The organism is Paenibacillus cellulosilyticus, from assembly GCF_003182255.1.
GTDB lineage: Bacteria > Bacillota > Bacilli > Paenibacillales > Paenibacillaceae > Paenibacillus_T > Paenibacillus_T cellulosilyticus.
Genome location: NZ_QGTQ01000025.1, coordinates 69,409 through 92,115, shown reverse-complemented (window position 1 = coordinate 92,115; position 22,707 = coordinate 69,409). Strand labels below are relative to the sequence as shown.

The following is a 22,707-nucleotide window of genomic DNA, read 5'->3' as shown; positions in this document are numbered from 1 at the left end:
CCATCCACAGGTGACAGATTGCTCCGTCTTTCCCGATCTCCCCATGCGAGGAAATCGATTATCCGGTATTAGCATTCGTTTCCGAATGTTATCCCGGTCCTGCAGGCAGGTTGCCTACGTGTTACTCACCCGTCCGCCGCTAAGCATCAGAGGTGCAAGCACCTCATCAACTCCGCTCGACTTGCATGTATTAGGCACGCCGCCAGCGTTCGTCCTGAGCCAGGATCAAACTCTCCATAAAAGTTATGGTGAAGCTTGTTTAGCTCATTAAAAGCTGACTTACTTTAAAACATATCGCTCATTGTTCAGTTTTCAAGGAACAAGTTATTTCGTTTGCATTTCTCGTTACCGGCGTGTTTCTCTCGGCCGGAATTAGAATATACCATGTTTCGAATTCGTTTGTCAAACACTTTTTTAAAATAAGTATTTAACATTTCGTAATCGTTCGCCGTCTCAGCGGCGGAATTACATAATAACATGTATTGTTTTAGATAATCAACACACAAATTATACCATTTAAAACTATTCAATCAGAAATGATCTTATATACCCTATATCGCCCAATGATGACAACAGCAGCCGATCTACTGATCGGCTGCCGTGTGTTTATTTATCCTATTATGCCCGCCGCCCTGCCAGTCTTGCTTTCATAAGTCCAACAACGCAGCATGCGAATCCAATTCCGAACACGATGCCTTGAACGAAGTCGTTAAACTCTACCCCAGAACGCGTTAATAAGGTTGGTGTCAGTACCAATACCGTACCCATGAACAGAAGCCCCTTCTTCATTTCAAGCAACTCCTTTTTAATGGTCTGCCATTCTTAGAAGTAGTAGTCATCTCCGTATTCATATCATCTCATCATCATTCATTCAATATATGATCTAAAGCTTATACGCCTTCATAGCTTTCCTAAGCTCTTTGATCGTCGGACGCTTGCCGTACAGCAGCACGCCCGTACGATAGATCTTCGCCGAGAGCCAGCCGCATACGAACGTTGTGATGAGCAGGACAGCCAGCGAAATCATAATCTCCCATACCGGTACTGACGACATCCCGATGCGCATGAACATAGCGTAAGGCGTGAAGAACGGAATGAACGAAGCGACTTTGACGAATGACGCATCTGCCGCATTTAAGCCGAATATTCCGATATAGAAGCCGCCAAGATTCAGGAACATGAGCGGCATGACCGCTTGACCGAGATCTTCTGTCCGGCTGACGAGCGAGCCGACGCCCGCGTACAATGTAGCGAACAGGAAATAACCGATGAGATAGAAGGCAATCGCATAAATGAATACATCTAGCGGTATATCCTTGATATTAACTCCGATGTTATTCAACGCACTTTCATTGTGCGGTAACGAAAGGTTGACGGCGGCCGCTGCGACAAGTAGGGCCGTCTGGCCAATACCAACAATGAACATGCCGAAGATTTTGCCGAACATTTGCGTCAGCGGCGAGACGCTGGTGATGAGGACTTCCATCACACGCGAGCTTTTCTCCGCCGTTATTTCCGTGGCAATAAGTTGTCCCGAACCCATGATCGTCATGAACAAGAGGAACAAGATCAAGTAAACGGCACCGTATAGCGCACCCGCCTTTTCCTTCGTATCATCAGCTACAGCCTCGCCATTGCTTATATCCACTTTCACACTATCCACGACTGCTTGCGAGAACAGCGCCGTCTGCTGTTCGTCGGTCAGTCCTAGTCCTTGCAGTGCAAACTGCGTCTTGATCGACTGCAGCGCAGCCTGCATATTCGCCTTAGATGTCTCGCTGTATACTTTATCCGCGTGCAGCACCATCGCCGGGAACGAAGTCCCATCCTCTTCGAACGTGGCATATGCATCAATATCCCCATTGGATAGCGCATCGAGCAGCTTCTGCTCGTTCGCTTCATCCGAGTTCTGGTTCTCGATTGGAACGAACTCATAATCCGGATGCTCCTGCTTCGAGAAGTACTCTCTCATTTGATCGCCGACGACCGATGGCGTCACGCTGCTCTGCGTCGCTTCTTCCGTCGATGCCGTCAGATAGCCGATCTTATCCGGCGCATCCGAGCTGAATTTATCGATCATATAAGGCAGGTTTACAACAACACTAATGATAGCAACAAGAATGAGCGTCGAAATGACATATGATTTCGCCTTTATTTTATTGCGAATCGTGAACCCTACCACTGTCCAAAATTTACTCATGGCGCTCACCTACCGTCTTAATAAAGATTTCGTTCAGCGTTGGCTGCATCAACTCGAATCGCTCAATATCTGCCTGACCCTGTGCATGATGCAAAATCCGCTTCGCCGCATCCTCGGAAGCAATCCCGATCTCCGTCACATTCTCATGCTTCGTTACATATCGCACGCCTTCCAGCGTTTCCAGCCCCGTTACATCCCGATCTGTTGCCAGCATCACGCGTTCACGCGGATACTGTTTCTTAATCGCCTTCACATCGCCCTGCACGACCGGATTAGACCGATGCATAATCGTAATGTTGCGGCACAGCTCCTCGACATGCTCCATCCGGTGCGTCGAGAACAGAATCGTTTTACCACTGTCGCGAAGTCCCTTGACCGCTGCCTTCAGCAGTTCGACATTGACCGGATCCAAGCCGCTAAACGCCTCGTCGAGGATTAGAATTTGTGGGTCATGAATAACAGCTGCGATGAATCCGATCTTTTGCTGATTACCCTTCGACAACTCCTCAATTCGCTTCCCGTAATACTCGGATACCTCGAACTGCTCCAACCACTTCTTCAGGCTTACCTCAGCCGCCTTCTTCGACATCCCTCTGAGCTGGGCCAAATAGACAAGCTGCTCATTCACCTTTACCTTCGGATACAAGCCGCGCTCCTCTGGCAAATAGCCGAGATTATGCAGCTGCTCCTTGCTATAAGCCTGCCCGTTATAACGAATCGCACCTTCATCCGGATAGATTAGTCCGAGCACCATCCGCATCGTTGTTGTTTTGCCAGCGCCATTCGCGCCGAGCAGCCCGTAAATCTCGCCTTCACTCACCTGCAGGCTGAGTCCATTCACCGCTGTCTTCTCGCCGTAATTTTTCACAATACGTTCGACTACCAATGGATTCATGCGTAAACCCCTCTCTGCATCAACACTTGTAAAATTTCATCAAGCTGCATCGCCTGCCTGCTTCCAATCCCAAACTGCGCAGCCCGCAAAGCTTCTTCCGTCTGAGGCGCGTCCTCTGTCACGACACGGTACATCCCGATACCTGCAAGCTCTGCGTCAATGACGCCTGGCATCGCCAGCAGCTTGCTGCGATCCGAATCATTCGCAGCAGGCACATATAGCACATGCCACCGCTCGAACAGTTCGTCCTTCTCGTATTTGCCAAGTATTTGTCCTCTTGCCATAAATACGATGAAGTCTGCTAGACGTCGCACCTCATCGATAATGTGAGAAGCCATAAGAATCGTTCGATCACCGGGTTCCATATAGCGATGAAGAATATCGATCATCGCCCGCCATGCGATTGGATCGAGGCCAGATGAAGGCTCATCGAGCAGCAGCAGCTTCGGCTTTTGAGCGATGACGAGCGCCATTTCGAACTTACGGCGCATCCCCTTGGACATTTTGCCAAGCTTAATGGCGTCATCCACCTCGAACTTTCGCAGCAGCTCCTGATACAGGTTCACATCCCACTCGGGATACCATTTACGGACGAAGGCTGCTTTCTCCGAGCCACGAATCGAATCATCAAGGAAATCCGACTCTTCTGCCAAATATCCGATCTGCCGCTTCCACTCCCGATCATCCCCTTGACCGACTGAATAACCAAGTACGCTCATCTGCCCCGCATCCGGCTTAGCAAGATCGAGCAGCAGGCGGAACGTGGAGCTTTTGCCTGATCCGTTCGGACCTACAATGGCCGTCACGTACCCCTCATCGATATTCAGATCAATCGGCCCAAGCCGAAAATGCGCCCGATACTGCTCCACACCCTTCAGTGTTACTGCCGCTGTCTCCATCATCAGCTCTCCTTCCAACGTTCATCTAGCACTCGCGCCATAATCTGTTCCATCTCTTGTCTCGTTAATTGGACGCGCATCCCAGCATCTACCGCTGCTTCAACCGCTTCGATAACCGACGCTGTACGCTGTCGTCCAAGATCCTCTTTCTGCACACTTGCTACGAATGTCCCCGTCCCTTGACGTGTCCGCAGCAGCCCTTCCGTCTCTAGATCCTGATAGACCCTTCTGACTGTAATGACACTGCAGCCTAGCATTTGTGCCATCTCTCGTATGGAAGGCAGCAACGTACCCTCCGTTAGCTGTCCGCTTACGATTAGTGCTCTTAGCTGCACCTCGATCTGGTGGTACATCGGCTCAGCACTGCTCTCATTGAGATGAATCGGCAGCCACACACTTTCACCTTCTTCATCGTAAAGTTCATTGTTGCTAGATAGTTATGATTCAGCGCGTGAAGCTTCTTATACGCAATCTTCTACAGGTGAGCCGATACATCCCGTATACGACAGCGCTACTTCCGATAAGCGCGACTACCGGATACCACCAGTTGCCATCCGCCAGCTTGTTAAGCAGATACAAAGAAACTGACTTGTCATTCGCGCCTAGAACTGCAGTAATAGCAAGAAAGACAAAGGAATACGCAAAGCATATTAGCATATAAATTTTACCGGAATAGCCCTGCTCCCACAGTGTGTACGTGCTTGCCATTGCCACGCTGTAGCTGAACCAGATAATTACATAACCGATAAAAGGACCAATACCGAGATGCTCGCGTAGGGGCTCTGTACTTCCATACAAAATTACGAAATAGAGCACCACACCAACTGAAAGCAGGCCTGCAACTTGAATCAATCTACCCGTCACAAGCTGACCGAGCGAAATCGGCATCGTCCGCCACTGCACCATTTTACGCGTATAGCAATCGTCTCTCCATGCCTTGAACATCGTGCGATTCGCTGGAAACCCAAGCAGCGGCAGTATGACAAGCTGTGTGAAATCGACCAGGAAGTCAATTGACATATTCGCCTGATTGTTCCATGCATCCATATAGAACGTGCGCGACAGCAGGAGCATATATGCGATGAAAATGGCCGTGATCAACATGCCTGCACGATCCTTCCGCCACTCATATTTTGCTAGATGCCATGCGCCTTCCCACTTGTTCATTCGTCTGTCACCTTCCGTGTGCTTAGTGTGTATATCTTTATACACAGTATAATAACACCTCTTCCGAATGTCAACATCTCCCAAGGCGATCTTTTGCAAAAAAAAGAAGTCTTCACCGTAAGCACAAGCGTGCTGATGATGAAGACTTCTCGATTTAACGCATTTCATTTGAAAGCTAGTCGTTTAGCCAAAGATTGCGTCCAGTACTGGTTTGGTATGACCACCAGGATACATGACATAAAGCAGGATATACACAGCCACACCCGTAATCGCTGTGAAGAACCAAATGATCGAAGTCACACGTCCCCACTTGCGATGCTTTGCATACTTCGCGCGGTAGCCGAGCGTCAGCGTCGTAATGCCGAATACTGCCGCAACCGTTGCCAGCGTAATGTGGAAGATCAGGAATACGAAGTAATAAGGCTTCAGATCATCCGGGCCGCCCCATTCCGTATTACCGACGAATATTGTACGGCTCGTATACACGATGAAGAATGCCGTTGCTGCAACTGCAGCCCAGAACATCACCTTCTTATGCGCATCCAGTCTGCGCTTGATCGCCAGATTCCAGCCAATTGCAACGAGAATCGCACTGATCACGATGAACGATGTGCTGATCGTTGGGAAAATATTATAAATATCCATCCGTGAACCCACCTTATATCGTCGTTATCTAAGAGCTCGCATCAGCGAAATAATCGCCTGCTTAGCTAGTGAATCTTAAGTCATGCCGTTCGCCGGATTCGGCTCCGTGCTTGGCATATCGTCATCCGCGTGCTCACGCTTGAACCACTGCTTGAATATGTAAGCGAGGATCGAACCATAGAGCACTTCCTGCAGCAGCTTCATCACAATGCCGCCCGCCTGCTGGTCCTCCAGCGGCGTCATCAGATTGAAGAAGCTTGGGCCTTGTGCGAGCAAATACGATGGATCGCCCGATACGCAGTACCCCATCATTTTCACCCAAGTGTTCGGATCGCTATAAACCTCGTACATCGGAGTTCCTGAGAAAATAATAAGCGCACACGCTGGCGTCAGCAGCGCACCGTTCGCGAACACATATGCCATCTTACGCATATCCGTTAAGCGGTTCCATTCTGGCACCGGGCTGACGACCTGAATCCACATCAGGAATGCCGCGATAAGCAGTACCACGTAGAACAACCGATGGATCGTGTAGTGTGTCATAACATAATCATGAACGACAGGCACGTGATAAAGCGAGAACACCATATTGAACAAAATAAGACACAAAATCGGGTTCGTCATAAACTTGAACTTCTTCCACCACGCCGCACGGAACATAAGACGCCACATATAGGACGTTGTACCAAGCAGCACGAGCGGAGGTACGAGCAAGTAAGACAGCGACATGTTCAACATATGGAACGTGAACATCATATGTCCTAACAAGCTTAGCGGACCTGCTTGTGCGAGATAGAACAAGATTGCACCCAATATAAACGAAACCTTCTGCATGACGCTCGTCCCACTCGCATCAGGCGCATGCTTACGTCGGTAAGGCCCGTCTACATACAAGTAAAGAATGACAACTGCTGCCATTGCGAATAGAAACATTGGACTCCATTGTTCTCTGAAAGAGAAATACTGCAAACCGAGCATGGAATACCCCTCTCAATCCTTATCCCAATCCTGTTAGCTGCTTCCGGTCTTTACCGGGACATGCCTAGTATAGCATAAGGAATTGTTAACTCCTACCCAAAGCGGTGCACACAAGCAACCGTTCATCATTTTGTCAAACGTGAACCCGCCTAAGTCCTCCCATAAGGGAGAATTCAAGGGGCTGCGCCCCTCGGACCCCACATAAAACCAATTTTTCTACCCACCTTGTAAATCCTCCCTGCTAGGGAGGACCCCCGGGGTTTCCAACCCCGGGACCCCGTAAGGGGGCGATGGCGATACCGAACCGTATATAAGTTACTACGTTCTAAGAGCCGCGTGCCCCTCCGGGACACAGCTTTTGTTCGAGTTTCTCTACCCACATAGATCCCCCTGCAAGGGAGGGCCCCATGGGACTCCGCAATGGGGTGGTATTAGGACAGAGACGTTAATCTGCTACAGCTAGCTAGGAGTCGTGTGCCCTATCGGGCACAACTCTTGTTCGTGCTACTAGTGTGTTTACACCACAACCCTCTGTTTTAGAGTTCTCCAGTAAGGTAACTAAAAGGTGCAGCTTATCGCAGTCGCATTATTGGGCGGTGACAGGTGCACTCGATCGAATAAACTATGCAGTCGCAATACGTATCTAGATACTGTATACCAGAAGCTTTGCCGCAAGGTGGCAAGAGCGGGCATACGAACCAACTGATCAAGGTAGCGTCTTTGTGAGGAGTCCAGAGAACACAAGCCCTTTGGGGCTCTCTTGCAGGGAGGGTTTGGGTGGGTAGAAGATTATTTATTCAAAGGGGTTGCGCCCCTTATACATTAACAGGTGCAGCTTATCGCAGTCGCATTATTGGGCGGTTACAGGTGCACTCGATCGAACAAACTATGCAGTCGTAATACGGATCTAGATACTGTATACCAGAAGCTTTGCCGCAAGGCGGCAAGAGCGGGCATACGAACCAACAGATCAAGGTAGCGTCCTTGTGAGGAGTCCAGAGGGCACAAGCCCTTTGGGGCCCTCCCTTGCAGGAGACTGCTGCAAAAGTGCTCATTCGGAATGCCAACTTAAGTGAATCAAAAAAACGAGCCCCTAGAATCGATTCTAAGGCTCGTTTTGAGGTAGGGGAGACATTTTATGACCCCCTAAAAAAGTTGAATTCTTCAAAAGCACGACTTTTGCAGGGCTCTCTTGCAGGGAGGGTTTGGGTGGGTAGAAATTTTAGAAAGCAAGGGGTCCAGGGGACGGTAGTCCCTTGGGTGGGTTGAAAACCACTAAAAAGAGGATCCGATAACATCGGACCCTCTCACTGTATATACGATTACCACCAAGCCCAGTACTCAGCCATAACGATCATAGTGCCCGCGATAAAGATACCGCCTAGAATAGCGATTATCGCATACGTATGACCTTTGTCCTTCATGTGCATCCAGAAGCCCATCTGAACGAACACTTGGAGGCCAGCCATCATCAGCAGAATGAAGATGATGAACGACGCATTCACTTCACCAGCCACTACAGCTGCGAAAGCAATCAGCGTCAGTATCAGCGACATGATGTAAGCAACGATATGCTTCTGCGGACCTTCGTGCTTGTGGCGTTTCTTCGTTTCTTCCGTTGCGGAATGGTTAACTGCAGCCATTGACTTAGCCCACCTTTCCCATCAGGTATACGACTGTGAAGATGAATACCCACACGACGTCGATAAAGTGCCAGTACAGACCGGAAACGTAAATCTTCGGAGCTGTTACAACGGTAAGACCTTTCTTGAGCACTTGACCGATGATAATGCTAATCCAGAGAACACCGAATGCAACGTGGGCGCCGTGGAAGCCGACCAGCGTATAGAACGACGAACTGAATGCACTCGTTGTAAAGCCATGGCCTTCATGAACGTATTCTTTGAACTCGTAAATCTCGAGACCCAAGAAGCCAAGACCGAACAGGACAGTGATGATCAGCCAGCCGATCATTGCATTCTTCTTACCTGCATGCATCGCTTGCGTAGCAAACACGCTAGTCAAGCTGGATGTCAACAGGATGAACGTTGCAATCGCAACGGTCGAAAGGTTAAACAGTTCGTCAGCAGTCGGGTTACCGTCGCCAACTTTATCGCGCAGTGCTAGGAATGCAGAGAACAAAGTACCGAACAGTACGACCTCAGCGCCTAGGAACAACCAGAAGCCGAGTACCTTATTACGGCCTTCCAATGTAGCCTTCTCCGGCTCATGTGGAAGTTGACCGTCTACGTGCGAGTGTGCGCTCATGCTTTTACCCCCTTATCATGCAGCTCGTCTGGCTCGATATGGAAGCCATGATCATCCTTCAAGGAACGGATCAGCATGCAGAGGAACGTAAGGGCAAGGCCGCCGCCACCAACATAGTAGTTGTGGTACATGAAGCCAAGACCTGCAATGAACAAGCCAATCGACATGAACAAAGGAAGAATCGATGGCGATGGCATATGGATAGAGCCAAGTGGTTCCGCTGGCGTCATCTCTTTATGACCATCCATTTTTTCTTTCCAGAATGCGTCATAGCCACGAACAAGCGGCGTTTGAGCAAAGTTGTACTCTGGAGCTGGGGAAGGAATCGTCCATTCCAGCGTACGGCCATCTTCCCAAGCGTCGCCGGCTGCTTTCTTGCCGCTGACCGAGGTAACGATGATGTTGAGGATGAAGAAGATCGTACCAAGGCCCATCAGGAATGCACCGATCGTACTGATCAAGTTCATGTTGTTGAAACCAAGACCATCCAGGTATGTATAGATACGACGCGGCATACCCATCAGACCCAAGAAGTGTTGAATCAAGAACGTCATATGGAAACCGATGAAGAACGTCCAGAACGTCAGCTTACCAAGCGTCTCGTTCAGCATGCGTCCAAACATCTTCGGCCACCAGTAGTGAAGGCCGGAGAAAATACCCAAGATCAAACCACCGACGATAACGTAGTGGAAGTGAGCGACTACGAAGTACGAGTCGTGGTACTGGAAGTCAGCTGGCGCTGCCGCAAGCATTACGCCCGTTACGCCGCCCATTACGAATGTCGGGATGAAGCCTACTGCGAACAGGTTCGCAGTTGTGAACTTGATGGAACCGCCCCACATCGTGAACAGCCAGTTAAATATTTTAATACCTGTCGGTACGGCGATCAGCATCGTAGCAATGGAGAACAACGCGTTCGCAACTGGGCCAAGACCCGTCGTGAACATGTGGTGAGCCCATACCATGAAGCCGAGGAAACCGATCAATACGGTTGCGAATACCATGGAGCTGTATCCGAACAGACGTTTACGTGAGAACGTACTAATTACCTCAGAGATGACACCGAATGCAGGCAGAATGAGAATGTATACTTCAGGGTGTCCGAAGATCCAGAAGATATGCTCCCATAGAACGGCGTTACCGCCATTCGCTACTTCGAAGAAGTTAGCTTCGAACAAACGGTCGAACATCAGTGCAACCAGACCAACCGTCAGTGCTGGGAATGCGAACAAGATCAGCGCCGACGTGATGAAGATTGCCCAAGTAAACATTGGCATACGCATGAACGTCATGCCAGGTGCACGCATGTTAATGATTGTTACCAAGAAGTTAATACCACCGATTAGCGTACCTATACCGGCGATCTGAAGGCCGATGACATAGTAGTCAACGCCATATTCCGGACTGTAGGTTGGGCTTGCAAGCGGAACATAGGATGTCCAACCTGCGTCTGGAGCGCCGCCTGTAAACCAGCTGACATTCAGCAGAACGCCACCGGCGAAGAACGTCCAGAAGCCAAGTGCGTTAACGAATGGGAATGCAACGTCCCGTGCGCCGATCTGAAGCGGAATAACCGCATTCATAAGCGCGAACAGCATCGGCATCGCTGCAAGGAAGATCATTGTTGTACCGTGCATTGTAAGGAGCTGATTGAATTTCTCTGCGCTAACGAAATCGTTAAGCGGCTTTATGAGCTGAATCCGAATCATTATTGCTTCGAGACCACCGACCAGGAAGAAGAACCCGCCGGCAAGCAAATACAGAATACCGATTTTCTTATGGTCTACGGTCGTTAGCCAGTCCATCAGGCCCTTGTAGCGTTTGACCGTGTGCGCATGCGCATGTGCCAAGGTTAATGCCCCCTTTTAATTCTCCTGATGCTTATTTCTCGTAGTCGATTTTCAGTTCAGACAAATATTTCGCAATACCATCGATCTCTTGCTCGGTAAGCTCTACCTTCGGCATGAGTGTACCAGGCTTGACCGCTTGTGGATCTTCGATCCAACGTTTCAAGTTCTCGTACGTTGTACCTTCATTTGCATACTCCGCTTCATCGGTATTGACGAGAATACCGCCTACCGTCAAACGACTGCCGATATCCGTCAGGTTCGGGTACACCAGAACGCCCTGGTCACCGATAGCATGGCAGCTCAAGCAGTTTTTAACGAGTGCATCTTTGATTGCTGGGTCGCTTGGTAATGCAACTGGCGTTTTCTGTGCTGCCGTCCAACGATCGAACGAAGCTTCATCTACTGCTTTAACTTTGAAGTCCATCAATGCGTGGGATGGGCCGCAAAGCTCTGCGCACTTACCAAGGTAAACACCGGCTTTAGGTGCTTCGAAATACATTTTGTTAGCGTTCGCAGTTCCGTTCTCAACCGCTGTACCTGGGTTCGTATCGATCTTACCTGCGAGCGATGGAATCCAGAATGAGTGAAGAACGTCGCCGGAAACTGCCGTAACCGCAATCTTCTTGCCTGTCGGAATGACAAGCTCTTGTGCCGTATGTATGTCATACTGCGGATAATAGAATTCCCACCAGAATTGGTGCGAAGTTACTTCGACCTGAATAGCATCCGGGTCTTTCGTGTAGTCTTTCGACAGTCCGAACACGGAGTTTACCGTTGGAACACCCAGGATGACAAGGAGAATCAACGGAATAACCGTCCAGATAATCTCAAGCTTGTGGTTACCTTCTACTTGTACAGGAATTTTGTTATCTCCTGGACGTCTGCGGAAACGAACAATGACGTACAACGAAATCGCAAATACGATAACCACCACGATAATCATGATCGAAATCGCCAATTTCATTAAACCGAATTGCTCTTCCGCTACTGGACCCTGTGGGTTCAGTGTCGAAAGGTCTGCACGCCCGCACGCCGACAGCAATAGCATCATACCGGCAAAGAGCGGCAGAAGGCGCTTTCCTACATTCCACCGTTTCATCATTCATCAACCCCACTTTTTACGTTTTCGCAGTTGCTTCAGATGGCGTGGAAAGGCGGCAAACTGCGTGTTCTAGAGATGTTTTACAACTTCTGCATTAAATCACTTTATTAAATATAAAGTTGGAGGATGTATTTGTCAACGTTTCAGAAAGAGTTCACAAATTGTTCTCAAAGCCGCCAAAATTGTTGGATTTACAAGGGTTTTGGGGCATTTACACCCCTCGTTTTTTGTGCTTACCCCCTCTCTTTCGATGACAATAATCGACATATTCCTTCTATACATTGTGCACCGAATGAATGGTCAATTATGTATGCATTTATACACGTATATTTCGGCCTTCAAGGCAGACGCTAACGGTACAGTAATCGTTAAGGGAGGTCTATTCGATGAGAAAATGGTTCAGCGCTTCTGCCTCGTCTCGTATCTTCGCACTCCTTCTAGGCGTTGCGGTTCTGTCGAGCGGCTGCAGCAGCTATAAGTATGAGCCTCACGGGTACAAATCCAACTCGTACGGTACGCGCAATGGCACCGAACGTCCGTTGGTCGATGACCGGGCACGTTCCTATGGCGCATTATCGACCGCTTCAGGCAATCACGATAATAAATACTTCGAATACAGCTCCAAGATCTCCAAGGAGGTCGGCAAGATCAATGGTATCTCCACTGCGCTCGTTATGCTGACGAATCAAAACGCATATGTCGCAATCGTCTTCAACGATACGGCAATTCGCACGAAGAGCGGCGGACGTTCCAAGCATGAGCAGTACGCAGGCAGTGCTAAAGAAGGCATCTACAACTATTCAACTAACAGCCCTAATTGGGATAACCGTGAGTTAGCTACTCCATACGGCCACGCCATGACGGTGAATGATCATACCGAGCTGCCTAATGCGCTAAAATATGCCGTTGCCACGAAGGTTCGCAAGTTCGCTCCTCGAGCAAAGAATGTTTACATCTCAGCTAACAGCCAGTTCGTGAACCGATTCGTCGCTTATGCGCAGAAAGCCTGGCTGAACGAATCGCTCACGCCATTCGTAGTTGACTTCAATGCGCTCGTCTCCAATCAATTCGGAGGCAGTAATAAGCTTCCAACTAGCACTGACAAGATTAATCCCAACATAAACGGCACTACGCGCAACAATGGACAGACGAATGCAGTTGAACCTAAGCAGTTCAGCAGCAACAAAACAGGTTCACTACGCTAAGACTTAAATCTTTTTCTTCTATTATATATAGCTGTTAGATTAACCATATCGAGATGACTGTATGCAGAGGCGTAGTTCCACGGGCGCCTCTTTTTGCTATACTATTATATGAAGCGATCGGATCGAAGATAGGAAGAGAGGGATTTAGGCCATGACGACAAGCAACTACATTCCGAAGGACCCTGTTGTGATCGAATGCAATATCGAGAAAGCAGTAGACGTACTGAGCGGCAAATGGGCCTTTCTTGTGCTCCGTGAGCTGTTCTGTGGAACGAAGCGGTTCGGCGAGCTGCAGCGCTGCATTCCAGCCGTTAGTCCGCGTGCACTTACGAGTACGCTGCGCCATCTCGAAGAGAATGGCATTCTAGAACGACATGTATATGCGACAGTGCCTGCTACCGTTGAATATAAACTTACGCCAAAGGGCGAAGATCTGCACCAAACCCTGCACGCGATGAAGCTGTGGGCTGCGAAGTGGACCTAGTCACGACAAAGGGAGCACCCTATGGTATAGAGCGCTCCCCTGTTTGTATCGTGATAACACCCGCATCATCGACCTGCGCAAGATATACTTCTTCAAGCTGAACGCCTTTGGCTGCCAGCTGTTTTCTTAGCCACACTTCGTCGAAGCCTGCACGCCGCAGCGCATCATTGATAATGATCCCGTCCATGACAATACTTTGCGGCTCGCGTTCAGGCTGCACAGCCCAACCGAGAGACTTCGCCGTGAGCGGCTGTTGCTCTTTTTTAAGAAGAAACGTGATATCACCATTAGACTCCATAACGGCGAATTCCACATCGGCAAGTGCATGGATGCTCTTACTGCGCATTTTCTCCATAAACTCGTCGAGTGTCACCCGCTCCTTCGCCATATTCTTCTCTAGAATCGCGCCTTTCTCCACTAACACGGTTCCCTTACCGTCTACAATGTCACGAACCCACTTACTCTTCAGTGTAGCAAACTCCATCCCCACTGAAACAATGACCCATACGGACATCGCAAGTAGTCCAAGGTACCAATCATTATCGGTGTCGAGTGAAATATAGGCCGCGATATTCCCGATCGAGATGCCTGTAATGTATTCGAACAGCGATAGCTGCGAGATTTGCCTTTTGCCTAATATCTTCGTCATAACGAACAATATACATACGGCAGATAGCGTACGCAGCGTGACTTCAGCCCATAATGGCAAAAGAGACACCCCTTTCCTCTCTCGGATAGGATGTCTCCTGCTTTCATTATCTATTCAAGCTGTCGAGCGCAGCAGCGACATAGACAGCCGGCGAGTTCCAATAGATCGTATTCTCATTCGTGGAATAGCTGTCCTCATGGTCAATGAAGCACGCCATCGGTGGACAACCAACTAGCAGTGACGCCGCTGCCGTATCATTCAGACCTGAGTTTGGACCACCTGCTACGATACCAGGCACAGGCTCCGGCACACCGTCGGCAATCGATGGACGATGATGCGGATGCATAACCGAGGCGAAGCCGAAACCCGTCACGTAACAAATACCGAGCACATTACAGCCGAGCAGGTAATGCCATTGTTGTGCTGCCGCCTCAAGATACTGATGATTGCGATCACTGTCCTGCGTTAGCTCCGCTGCGATTAACAAGTGCATCCCATGATTCATGACGATCATGCTGCTGCCCCATTTGTACTGATCTAGCGTTAGCGATACACCAAAGCCGTTGCGTAATGACAACTCCAGCAGCTCGTCCGCCCTAGTAAGCCACTGATCGGTCAGCCTTTCCCGCAGCTGCACGGAACTATCTTCCCCAGCATCCCGAAGCGCACCTATCAGCGCAATCGTTCCATAACCTCCAACATCAGCCCATCCTAGCTCGCACAGTGGAAAATCACCGGATTGCGCAAGCCTGTCCGCTTTCACGAGATAGTTATGATCTCCGGTTAGGCGATAAAGCTCTGCTGCCGCCCAATAATGCTCGTCGATAACGGTCTGGTCGCCGTACTCCCCAGTTTTTACATCTCGCGGATTGCGGAATGATACCCGTTCGAAGCTTTCCGTACTCTCCATCCAACCCCATGCCCGCTCCGCTGCTTCTCGGCAAATCGAAGCGAATGTTTCATCGAATGATGCAAACACGCGCGCCGCCATCGCCATTGAAGCTGCAAAGGTGCCGGCTGCGCTGAACGACGCGGGTGAGAAAACAAGAGGTGCCAGGTCATCCTCTGGCATGACGTGCAGACCAGGGAATTCGTACGTCGTCAGTTTGTGATAAACGGCGCCATCCTCGCGCTGAAGAAGCAGCATCCATTCAAGCTCATAGCGGACTTCATTGAGTATATCTGGTACGCCATTGCCGCTTTCCGGAATGTCCGTCGATTCCTCGAATGCAGTCGGATAAGCCTCATATGCGAGCATAAGATCCGCAACCGCCTTAGCGGCAGCGACCATATACTTGCCATAGTCGCCCGCATCATGCCATCCGCCCGCCGTCCTCCGCTTGATCGATGGGTCGTCACCATGAATGGTGCCATGATCGAGATGACAGGCAGCGTGCTTCCAAGGTCCAGCGTATCGTTCCTCAAGCTCCATACCGCAGCGCTGATAGTAGAAATTTTTGAGAAGGGCAAGCTTGATGGCTTGATATGGACGCTGGGCAATCTCGAATACAGGCGACTCCAGCCCCTTCATACGGATGCGGTATTTCCCCGGTGCATCCAAGCCGTCCAGCCGGCCTAGACTTACCTTAATACCAGCTGCTTCATCTGCGGTCGCGGTCGATGTTGTACCCTTTAATACGGTTTCATTCGTACCTATGTTCACCACTTCAAAGCTGCCCGACACCACTTGGGATGAAAACGTTTTCGAAAATCCAGTCGAAAATCCAATTTGATTCACACGAATTGCCGCTTCGTTCCATTGCTCGCGTCGTACATCAGCCATTTCAAGTTTCCCTCCTAAGCGTTAATAGGCTCTGTCGTCTCCAGTGCGGCTCTTGGTTCTTCTATTATAAATAGTAAGAAACAAGACCCGCGATGAAGCATTTATAACAGTAGTTGATATTTATCACGATTATACAGGATCACATGATAAATTTGGCTAAATAATTATTAAACTTTTACAATGGCAGCAGTCGAAGCGACGTCTCATTATCGAGCGAAGCGACCATTGCTTCCCATGCCGCTGGTTTGTTCGGCAGTACGGCATAATAGCGGCGAAGGAACGCTGCTACAAGCGAAGCGTCGATCGTATCGCGCCCGTCATACGGCAAGAAGCCAAGGTCGAGACCTTCAACGGCTTCGCCGTCATTTTGCCAAGAGGGGTGAACGTACGTTAGATCGATTCGCTTATAGCCCATATGGGACAACACCTCGCGGCGCACATACGGATTCATGACCATCAGACCACCGAAGTCGTGATCGTCCGCGCGATAGGGATCATAGATTTCGGCGAACATGCCATCGAGCTTGTTGCCCGCCGCTTCTGCCAATGCATCAAGATCACGTTGACGCGACTGCCATAGGAATGGACCAATGCCAAGACCCGGACGACCCACAATCGTGAAGTCGGTCATCGCCATATTGAAGTCTTCATAGTAGCGATATTCCGTCGTACCAACGACCTCACCCTCATGAATAGCGACGAATACGCGAATGCCCGGATCCTCCAGCGGCTCCTTCCACAGATCGAATGCGAGCACTTCCTCAGGCGGGAATACACGTCCCATCAGTGCATGCATTTGTGCGAATAATGGATCTTTAATAGAAGTAATGCGTTTGAATTCCATAATGAATGTCAGCTCCTTATACACTTAATCGTTCAAAAAAGGGTTGCGCCATTCCATAAGTGCTGCGCAATTGCCCGATTCCTCATCGTCCAAATAGTCATGCGCCACACCAATCGGCGTCCGGCCGACACGAAGCATAAACGAGATCACAGGATCATTCTGCTCACCGCGAATAACCGCATCGAGATACTGCTCCGGCGTCATCGAATTTGCGACCTGATGATAGCCTGACAGTCTCCCGCCGCCAAGCAGCCGCTTCAATCCATGATGCACGACAACGTCATACATAGAGAACATCAGCCACTGCCCCAAGCGCAGCTTGCGATATTGAGGTCTGACACACAGATCGACGACATACAACGTATTGCCCGATGGATCATGATTGCTTATATAGCCGCCGTCCGTCATCTGCTCCCAGCTATGCGCCGCACTTGCATGGTCCTGTTCATCGACTTGTACAATGAGCGCAGTCATCGAACCGGCCAATCGACCACCCACCTCGATGCACAAGGCCCCATCGGCAAAATAACGCACATGGTTCGTCAGCTGCTCCTTGTTCCACCACAGCTCAGGCGGGTAAGGCGGCGGAAAACATTCCGACTGAATTTCGATGAGTTCATCGAAATCCGCCTCTGTGTAGCTCCGCACGATGGCGGGTACAGGCTTGCCCTCGTTCATTACAAACAGCTGCTTGCGATACATCGGCGCATCACTTCCAATCGGTATAAAGATCGGTGCGGCGATCCCGCCACGTCATAACCGAGCCGCGCTCGCGAACCTCGTACAGCAGCGACAGATCAAGATCAGCCGTAACGATCATGTCGTTGTTAATCTCGCCTTCAACCATGATGCCGCGCGGTGGGAACGGAATATCGTTTGGCGCCAGCACCGCCGCTTGCCCATAGTTAAGCCGCATGAAATCGACCGTCGGCAGCGAGCCGACCGTACCCGTCGTAACGACGTAAATCTGGTTCTCGATTGTTCGTGCATGTGCGCAATACCGTACGCGGTAGAAGCCTTGGCGATCATCGGTACACGATGGGCAGAAAATAACGTCTGCACCAAGCGCCCGCACCATTCGAACGATCTCCGGAAACTCAATATCGTAGCAGGTCAGCATGGCGATTCGTGCTTTCGGCGTATCAAACACCGTAACACCGTCGCCAGCCTTCATGTTCCACTCCGTCACTTCAGTCGGCGTAATATGCAGCTTCGGCTGCACGCTGACCGTACCGTCTGGCGCAAACATGTGCGCCGCGTTGAGCAGGTTGTCGCCGCTTCGAATCACATGCGTACCGCCGATAATGTACATGTTGTAACGGGCAGCCAGCTCTTTGAACAGCTCGATGTATGCGTCCGTGAAATCCGGCAGCTCGTCGATGCTGCGAGCCTTGCCGTCGGCTCCTGGAATAGACATGAGCTGCGTCGTCATAAACTCAGGGAACAATACATATTCCGAACCGAATTCGTCCGCCGTCCGAATATAATGCTCAACCTGCGCAGCGAACGCCTCGAACGAGTCGATCGAATGCAGATGATACTGTACCGCCGAAACTCTAAGCTTCATTCTCTACCTCCGCTTATCTCAATGAATTGATTCTATTGTGCAGGAAAAATACGGATTCAACAAGCATCGTTTCCTCAATAATGAGATAGACGGCCTGTTGCCCCTTAAAATAGGCATGGCGGATGGCATCGCTGCCATCCGCCCTCAATTATTATTCATGCATCTGTGGTCCGAACTGCTCGATCAATCGCTTCTTCTGCTCCCATACCGCGTCGCTCAGCACGACGGGATACGGCTGCGGATTTACTTTGCGCAGCACTTCAGGCGGGAACATCTCTAGCTGACGGCGATGCTCGGCTCTTATTGCTGCAAGACCCGGCAGCTCCATCTTCAACTCCCCGCCTACAATGATTGGCTGCAGCAGCGGTACCGCCTCGTAATCGGTCATGAACCGCTGACGGTACGTCTGCATCGGATCAAACAGCTTGATCCGTTCGCCGCGCCTCACATCATTCTCCCAGCCGAACGCCATATAATCGGCCTCGGCGCGGCCTGTCCGCCGATTGACCAACCGGTACACATCCTTGCGCCCTGGGGTGGACACCTTCTCCGGATTGCCAGATAGCTTGATAACGGGCACAAGCTCCTCGCCCTGAACCGCTTCGCGCGCTACCAGCTTGTACACGCCGCCAAGCGCCGGCTGATCCGCCGCCGTAATGAGCTGTGTGCCGACGCCCCATGTATCGATGCGGGCGCCTTGCAGCTTCAGCTCCGCAATGATCGATTCGTCGAGATCATTGGATGCAACGATACGGACGTCTGCGAAGCCCGCATCATCTAACTGACGACGCGCCTCCTTGGACAAGTAGGCGAGATCGCCGCTGTCGATCCTTATGGCACTCATTCTTTTGCCCATAGCCGCCAGCTTGTGCGCCGTTGCAATTGCATGCGGTACGCCGCTGATGAGCGTATCGTATGTGTCGACCAGCAGCGTCACATCGTCCGGCAGTGCGTCCGCATAACGGTCGAACGCCTCCTGCTCGCTGTCATGCGCCTGCACCCAAGCATGGGCATGCGTGCCTTTGGCCGGAATGCCGAACAGCATCGCTGCCCGCATGTTGGACGTCGCATCAAAGCCCGCAATATAGGAAGCGCGCGCGCCCCATACGGCTGCTTCTGCTTCCTGTGCTCGACGCGTACCGAATTCGAGCAGAACGTCACGTTCTGCTGCTCGGCGAATACGCGCTGCTTTTGTCGCGATAAGTGTCTGATAGTTCATAAAGTTGAGAAGTGCCGTCTCCACAAGCTGCGCCTCGAACACGCGCGCCTCTACCCGAACGAGCGGTTCATTGGGAAAAATCAACGTCCCTTCCATCACTGCATGGATGTCGCCTGTGAATCGGAAGCTGCGCAGCTCTTCGATGAAGCCTTCATCGTACCGTTCCTCCTGCTCGCGCAGGAACGCAAGCTCATGCTCATGGAACTTCAGCGTTCGGATGTAATCGACAATCCGCTCGAGTCCAGCGAATACCGCATAGCCATTGCCAAATGGCAGCCTGCGGAAATAAGCCTCGAAAACAGCCTTCCGATTATGGGTGCCGTTCTTCCAGTGCGCGTACATCATATTGATCTGATATTTATCGGTATGAAGCGCGAGATGCCCATACTCCCGGCCGCCCGCCCCGTCAAAATGGATCGTCATCGCCCATCGTCCTTCACTTGTCGTTATGTCGTGCTGTATGAATTACCGGAATTGCTGGCTCAACACCTCAACAGTAAGGTACTCCCTTTTGGGTTCCTTCATTCGATATGGAAGGGGAGTGCCCATAAGAAGCAGCGAGCGTGTTAGTAGGAAGCTTCACTTAGCCTTCACTTAGCCATCGCCTTCACCTTTGCCAGTTAGTCCTTGTTTTGTCCTTCAAGCGCTGCCTTCAGCGCATCAGCCAAGCCGCCCGAGAGCGATACTTTATCGCTGAACTGCTCCACCAGCCGCTTCTGCTGATGCTTGTTGACGCGGCCGCCTCCTGCCTTGTCCTCCAGCATCTCGATCACGTTACAACGGCGGCACTGTGCGTATTTGCCTGCTTTGCCCGTATGGATCTCCATCTTCTTGCGGCACTGTGGGCAGCGCTTGTTGGACAGCGCAGGCTCGGCTGCACGGCGGAATCCACATTCCCGATCCTGGCAGACAAGCGTCTTGCCTCGCTTGCCGTTCACTTCGATCATCGGCTTGCCGCAATCTGGACAACGTGAGTGTGACAGATTATGAGGCTTGTACTCCTTCGTCTCCAGCTTCACTTCCTGTACCCATGCCGCAGCCTTCTGGCGAATACCCGCCATGAACTGCTTCGCATTGCCCTGTCCCTTGGCGATGCGTTCCAGCTCGCGCTCCCACTCTGCCGTCAGCTCGGGGCTGCGCAGCTCCTTGGACGCCAGCTCGATCAGCTGCTTGCCTTTGCCCGTTGGCACAAGACGGCTGCCTTGACGATCGATCGTCTGCGAAGAAAGCAGCTTCTCAATAATGTCTGCGCGCGTTGCCGGCGTGCCGAGTCCATACTTCTCCATCTTGGACAGCAATCCTGCCTCGTTATAACGCGCTGGCGGCTGTGTCTGGCCTTCGCGAAGCCGGCTCTGCTTGAACGGCAGCGACTGGTTCGCCGTAAGCGGCGGCAGCAGTTGTCCGCCGCCACTGCGTCCAGCACCTTCACGGTTGTCGTCTCCGTCGCCGCTACCATCGTCTTCACCGTCTAGATCAGCCGCGGATACACTGCCATAGGCTTCTTTCCAGCCCGCATCCTTCAATACATTGCCTCTCGCATAGAAACGGTCTTCACCTACACGCACAATAACGCTCGTCTCATCATACCGGCATGGCGGACCGAACAGCGCCAGGAAACGTCGAACGATCAAATCGTACAGCTTGCGCTCCTCTGGGCTAAGCGCCGACAGGTTCACATACTGCTCCGTCGGAATAATCGCGTGGTGGTCACTAACCTTGCTGTCATCGACAATGCGCTTCGTGACTGGAAGCTGGGTACGCAACAGCTTACGCGCTGCAGTCGCATAAGGTCCTACCGCAATGCTTTCCATTCTCCCCTTAAGTGTTGGAACCATATCTGAAGAGAGATAACGCGAGTCCGTTCGCGGATACGTCACGAGCTTGTGCTGCTCATACAACCGCTGCAGCACGTTCGACGTCTGCTTCGCAGAGAAGCCAAGACGCTTATTCGCATCCCGCTGCAGCTCGGTCAGGTCATAGGCAAGTGGATGCGGCTCGCTGCGCTCCGCCGTCTTCAACCGATCGACAACCGCAGGTTTGCCGTTCGTCCGTGCGATCACCTTCTCCGCCTCTTCCCGCGTCCAGAGCCGACCGTCATGCCCTTCCTCGCTGCGCCATGCCGCTTGGAAGCCGCCGAACTCTGCCGACACTGTCCAATACGGCTTCGGCTGGAAGCCGTTAATCTCACGCTCCCGATCCATCAGCATCGCAAGCGTCGGCGTCTGCACCCGTCCCGCCGACAGCTGCGCATTGTACTTGCTTGTCAGCGCACGCGTCACGTTCAGGCCGATCAGCCAGTCTGCTTCCGCACGACAGACCGCCGACGCATACAGCCGATCATAGTCGCGTCCTGGCTTCAGCGATGCGAAGCCATCCTTAATGGCCTTGTCCGTCTGCGACGAGATCCACAGCCGCTTGAACGGCTTGTTCCAACGAGCAAGCTCCATAATCCAGCGTGCAACCAGTTCACCTTCGCGTCCCGCATCGGTTGCGATAATCAGCTCGCCAATGTCAGCGCGTTTGCACAGCCCTAGCACGGCTTTGAACTGCCCCGACGTCTCCCGCAGCGGCTTGAGGTTCATGCGATCCGGCATGATCGGCAGATCATCCAGATTCCACGTCTTATATTTCGGATCGTAGTCCTCCGGCTCGGCAAGTCCAACAAGATGACCGAGCGCCCAGGTGACGACATATGATGGGCCTTCAATGTAGCTTTTATTTTTATTCGTACAGCCGAGCACACGCGCAATCTCGCGCGCTACGCTTGGCTTTTCCGCTAATACGAGCGATTTCATCTCCGGAATCTCCCCTTGAACACGTAATACGTAATGGTCCCATTATCGGCCATTCTGCTTCGCAAAGTCAAAACAACATTACCATCATTTACTGGTTCACAGCTGCGGCGGCTGGCTGGTTTAATAGTTGTAAGGGCTTACACTATACATATAAAAG

The 22,707-nt window shown here is 51.2% G+C and carries 21 protein-coding genes and 1 rRNA gene; 2 read left to right on the top strand and 20 right to left on the bottom strand.

Translation table 11 applies throughout. The features are described from left to right. The 13 genes from DFQ01_RS23535 to coxB form a co-directional block, all read right to left on the bottom strand. Positions 1–241 (bottom strand): 16S ribosomal RNA (locus DFQ01_RS23535); the annotation flags it as partial. 377 nt (positions 242–618) lie between these two features. Next, positions 619–789, bottom strand: coding sequence for a hypothetical protein (locus tag DFQ01_RS31225; protein WP_174812851.1), 171 nt, complete (start codon positions 787–789; stop codon positions 619–621). 94 nt (positions 790–883) lie between these two features. Next, positions 884–2,200: an ABC transporter permease gene (locus tag DFQ01_RS23530; protein WP_110046352.1), complete on the bottom strand. Its 1,317-nt coding sequence runs from the start codon at positions 2,198–2,200 to the stop codon at positions 884–886. Then, complete coding sequence (locus DFQ01_RS23525; protein WP_110046351.1) at positions 2,193–3,095, bottom strand: ABC transporter ATP-binding protein; 903 nt, start codon at positions 3,093–3,095, stop codon at positions 2,193–2,195. Before DFQ01_RS23525 ends, DFQ01_RS23530 begins: the two co-directional genes overlap by 8 nt. Next, entirely contained in the window at positions 3,092–3,997 is a 906-nt protein-coding gene (locus tag DFQ01_RS23520) for an ABC transporter ATP-binding protein (protein ID WP_245946845.1), read from the bottom strand. The genes DFQ01_RS23525 and DFQ01_RS23520 overlap by 4 nt, the downstream gene beginning before the upstream one ends. Then, positions 3,997–4,389: a GntR family transcriptional regulator gene (locus DFQ01_RS23515; RefSeq protein WP_110046349.1), complete on the bottom strand. Its 393-nt coding sequence runs from the start codon at positions 4,387–4,389 to the stop codon at positions 3,997–3,999. The genes DFQ01_RS23520 and DFQ01_RS23515 overlap by 1 nt, the downstream gene beginning before the upstream one ends. A 49-nt stretch (positions 4,390–4,438) precedes the next feature. Beyond that, positions 4,439–5,161 (bottom strand): hypothetical protein, encoded by a 723-nt coding sequence (locus DFQ01_RS23510; protein ID WP_110046348.1) that lies wholly within the window; start codon positions 5,159–5,161, stop codon positions 4,439–4,441. A gap of 183 nt (positions 5,162–5,344) precedes the next feature. Beyond that, positions 5,345–5,806 carry a DUF420 domain-containing protein gene (locus tag DFQ01_RS23505; RefSeq protein WP_110046347.1) on the bottom strand — a complete coding sequence of 154 codons (462 nt, stop codon included), beginning with the start codon at positions 5,804–5,806 and terminating at the stop codon, positions 5,345–5,347. A 75-nt stretch (positions 5,807–5,881) separates the two neighbouring features. Continuing rightward, positions 5,882–6,784, bottom strand: a complete 903-nt coding sequence (gene ctaG, locus DFQ01_RS23500; RefSeq protein WP_110046346.1) for a cytochrome c oxidase assembly factor CtaG — start codon at positions 6,782–6,784, stop codon at positions 5,882–5,884. 1,322 nt (positions 6,785–8,106) lie between these two features. Next, the gene (locus tag DFQ01_RS23490; RefSeq protein WP_110046344.1) at positions 8,107–8,427 is read right to left on the bottom strand and encodes a cytochrome C oxidase subunit IV family protein; all 321 of its coding nucleotides are present in this window, start codon (positions 8,425–8,427) and stop codon (positions 8,107–8,109) included. Between the two features lie 4 nt (positions 8,428–8,431). Further along, positions 8,432–9,052: a cytochrome (ubi)quinol oxidase subunit III gene (locus DFQ01_RS23485; RefSeq protein WP_110046343.1), complete on the bottom strand. Its 621-nt coding sequence runs from the start codon at positions 9,050–9,052 to the stop codon at positions 8,432–8,434. Then, positions 9,049–10,857 carry a cytochrome c oxidase subunit I gene (gene ctaD / locus DFQ01_RS23480; protein ID WP_110046358.1) on the bottom strand — a complete coding sequence of 603 codons (1,809 nt, stop codon included), beginning with the start codon at positions 10,855–10,857 and terminating at the stop codon, positions 9,049–9,051. The genes DFQ01_RS23485 and ctaD overlap by 4 nt, the downstream gene beginning before the upstream one ends. Before the next feature lie 76 nt (positions 10,858–10,933). Further along, a complete protein-coding gene (coxB, locus tag DFQ01_RS23475) occupies positions 10,934–12,004 on the bottom strand; it encodes a cytochrome c oxidase subunit II (protein WP_110046342.1) in 1,071 nt (356 codons plus the stop codon). Between the two features lie 386 nt (positions 12,005–12,390). Between coxB and DFQ01_RS23470 the strand changes: the two genes are divergently transcribed. Beyond that, the gene (locus tag DFQ01_RS23470) at positions 12,391–13,209 is read left to right on the top strand and encodes a hypothetical protein (RefSeq protein ID WP_110046341.1); all 819 of its coding nucleotides are present in this window, start codon (positions 12,391–12,393) and stop codon (positions 13,207–13,209) included. 151 nt (positions 13,210–13,360) lie between these two features. Next, positions 13,361–13,693 carry a winged helix-turn-helix transcriptional regulator gene (locus DFQ01_RS23465; RefSeq protein ID WP_110046340.1) on the top strand — a complete coding sequence of 111 codons (333 nt, stop codon included), beginning with the start codon at positions 13,361–13,363 and terminating at the stop codon, positions 13,691–13,693. Positions 13,694–13,712: 19 nt separating this feature from the next. On the opposite strand, the gene DFQ01_RS23460 is transcribed toward DFQ01_RS23465, so the two are convergent. The 7 genes from DFQ01_RS23460 to DFQ01_RS23430 form a co-directional block, all read right to left on the bottom strand. Beyond that, on the bottom strand, positions 13,713–14,411 hold the full coding sequence (locus DFQ01_RS23460) for a DUF421 domain-containing protein (RefSeq protein ID WP_245946844.1): 699 nt from the start codon (positions 14,409–14,411) through the stop codon (positions 13,713–13,715). A 37-nt stretch (positions 14,412–14,448) separates the two neighbouring features. Beyond that, positions 14,449–16,125, bottom strand: a complete 1,677-nt coding sequence (locus tag DFQ01_RS23455; protein WP_110046338.1) for a glycoside hydrolase family 9 protein — start codon at positions 16,123–16,125, stop codon at positions 14,449–14,451. A 175-nt stretch (positions 16,126–16,300) separates the two neighbouring features. Next, positions 16,301–16,969, bottom strand: coding sequence for a GNAT family acetyltransferase (locus tag DFQ01_RS23450; RefSeq protein ID WP_110046337.1), 669 nt, complete (start codon positions 16,967–16,969; stop codon positions 16,301–16,303). A gap of 24 nt (positions 16,970–16,993) precedes the next feature. Beyond that, a complete protein-coding gene (locus tag DFQ01_RS23445; protein ID WP_110046336.1) occupies positions 16,994–17,671 on the bottom strand; it encodes a GNAT family N-acetyltransferase in 678 nt (225 codons plus the stop codon). Between the two features lie 7 nt (positions 17,672–17,678). Next, a complete protein-coding gene (locus DFQ01_RS23440) occupies positions 17,679–18,536 on the bottom strand; it encodes a carbon-nitrogen hydrolase family protein (protein WP_110046335.1) in 858 nt (285 codons plus the stop codon). 151 nt (positions 18,537–18,687) lie between these two features. Next, positions 18,688–20,178, bottom strand: a complete 1,491-nt coding sequence (locus DFQ01_RS23435; RefSeq protein ID WP_110046334.1) for a nicotinate phosphoribosyltransferase — start codon at positions 20,176–20,178, stop codon at positions 18,688–18,690. 197 nt (positions 20,179–20,375) lie between these two features. After that, positions 20,376–22,550, bottom strand: coding sequence for a DNA topoisomerase III (locus DFQ01_RS23430; protein WP_110046333.1), 2,175 nt, complete (start codon positions 22,548–22,550; stop codon positions 20,376–20,378). Positions 22,551–22,707: the final 157 nt, after the last annotated feature.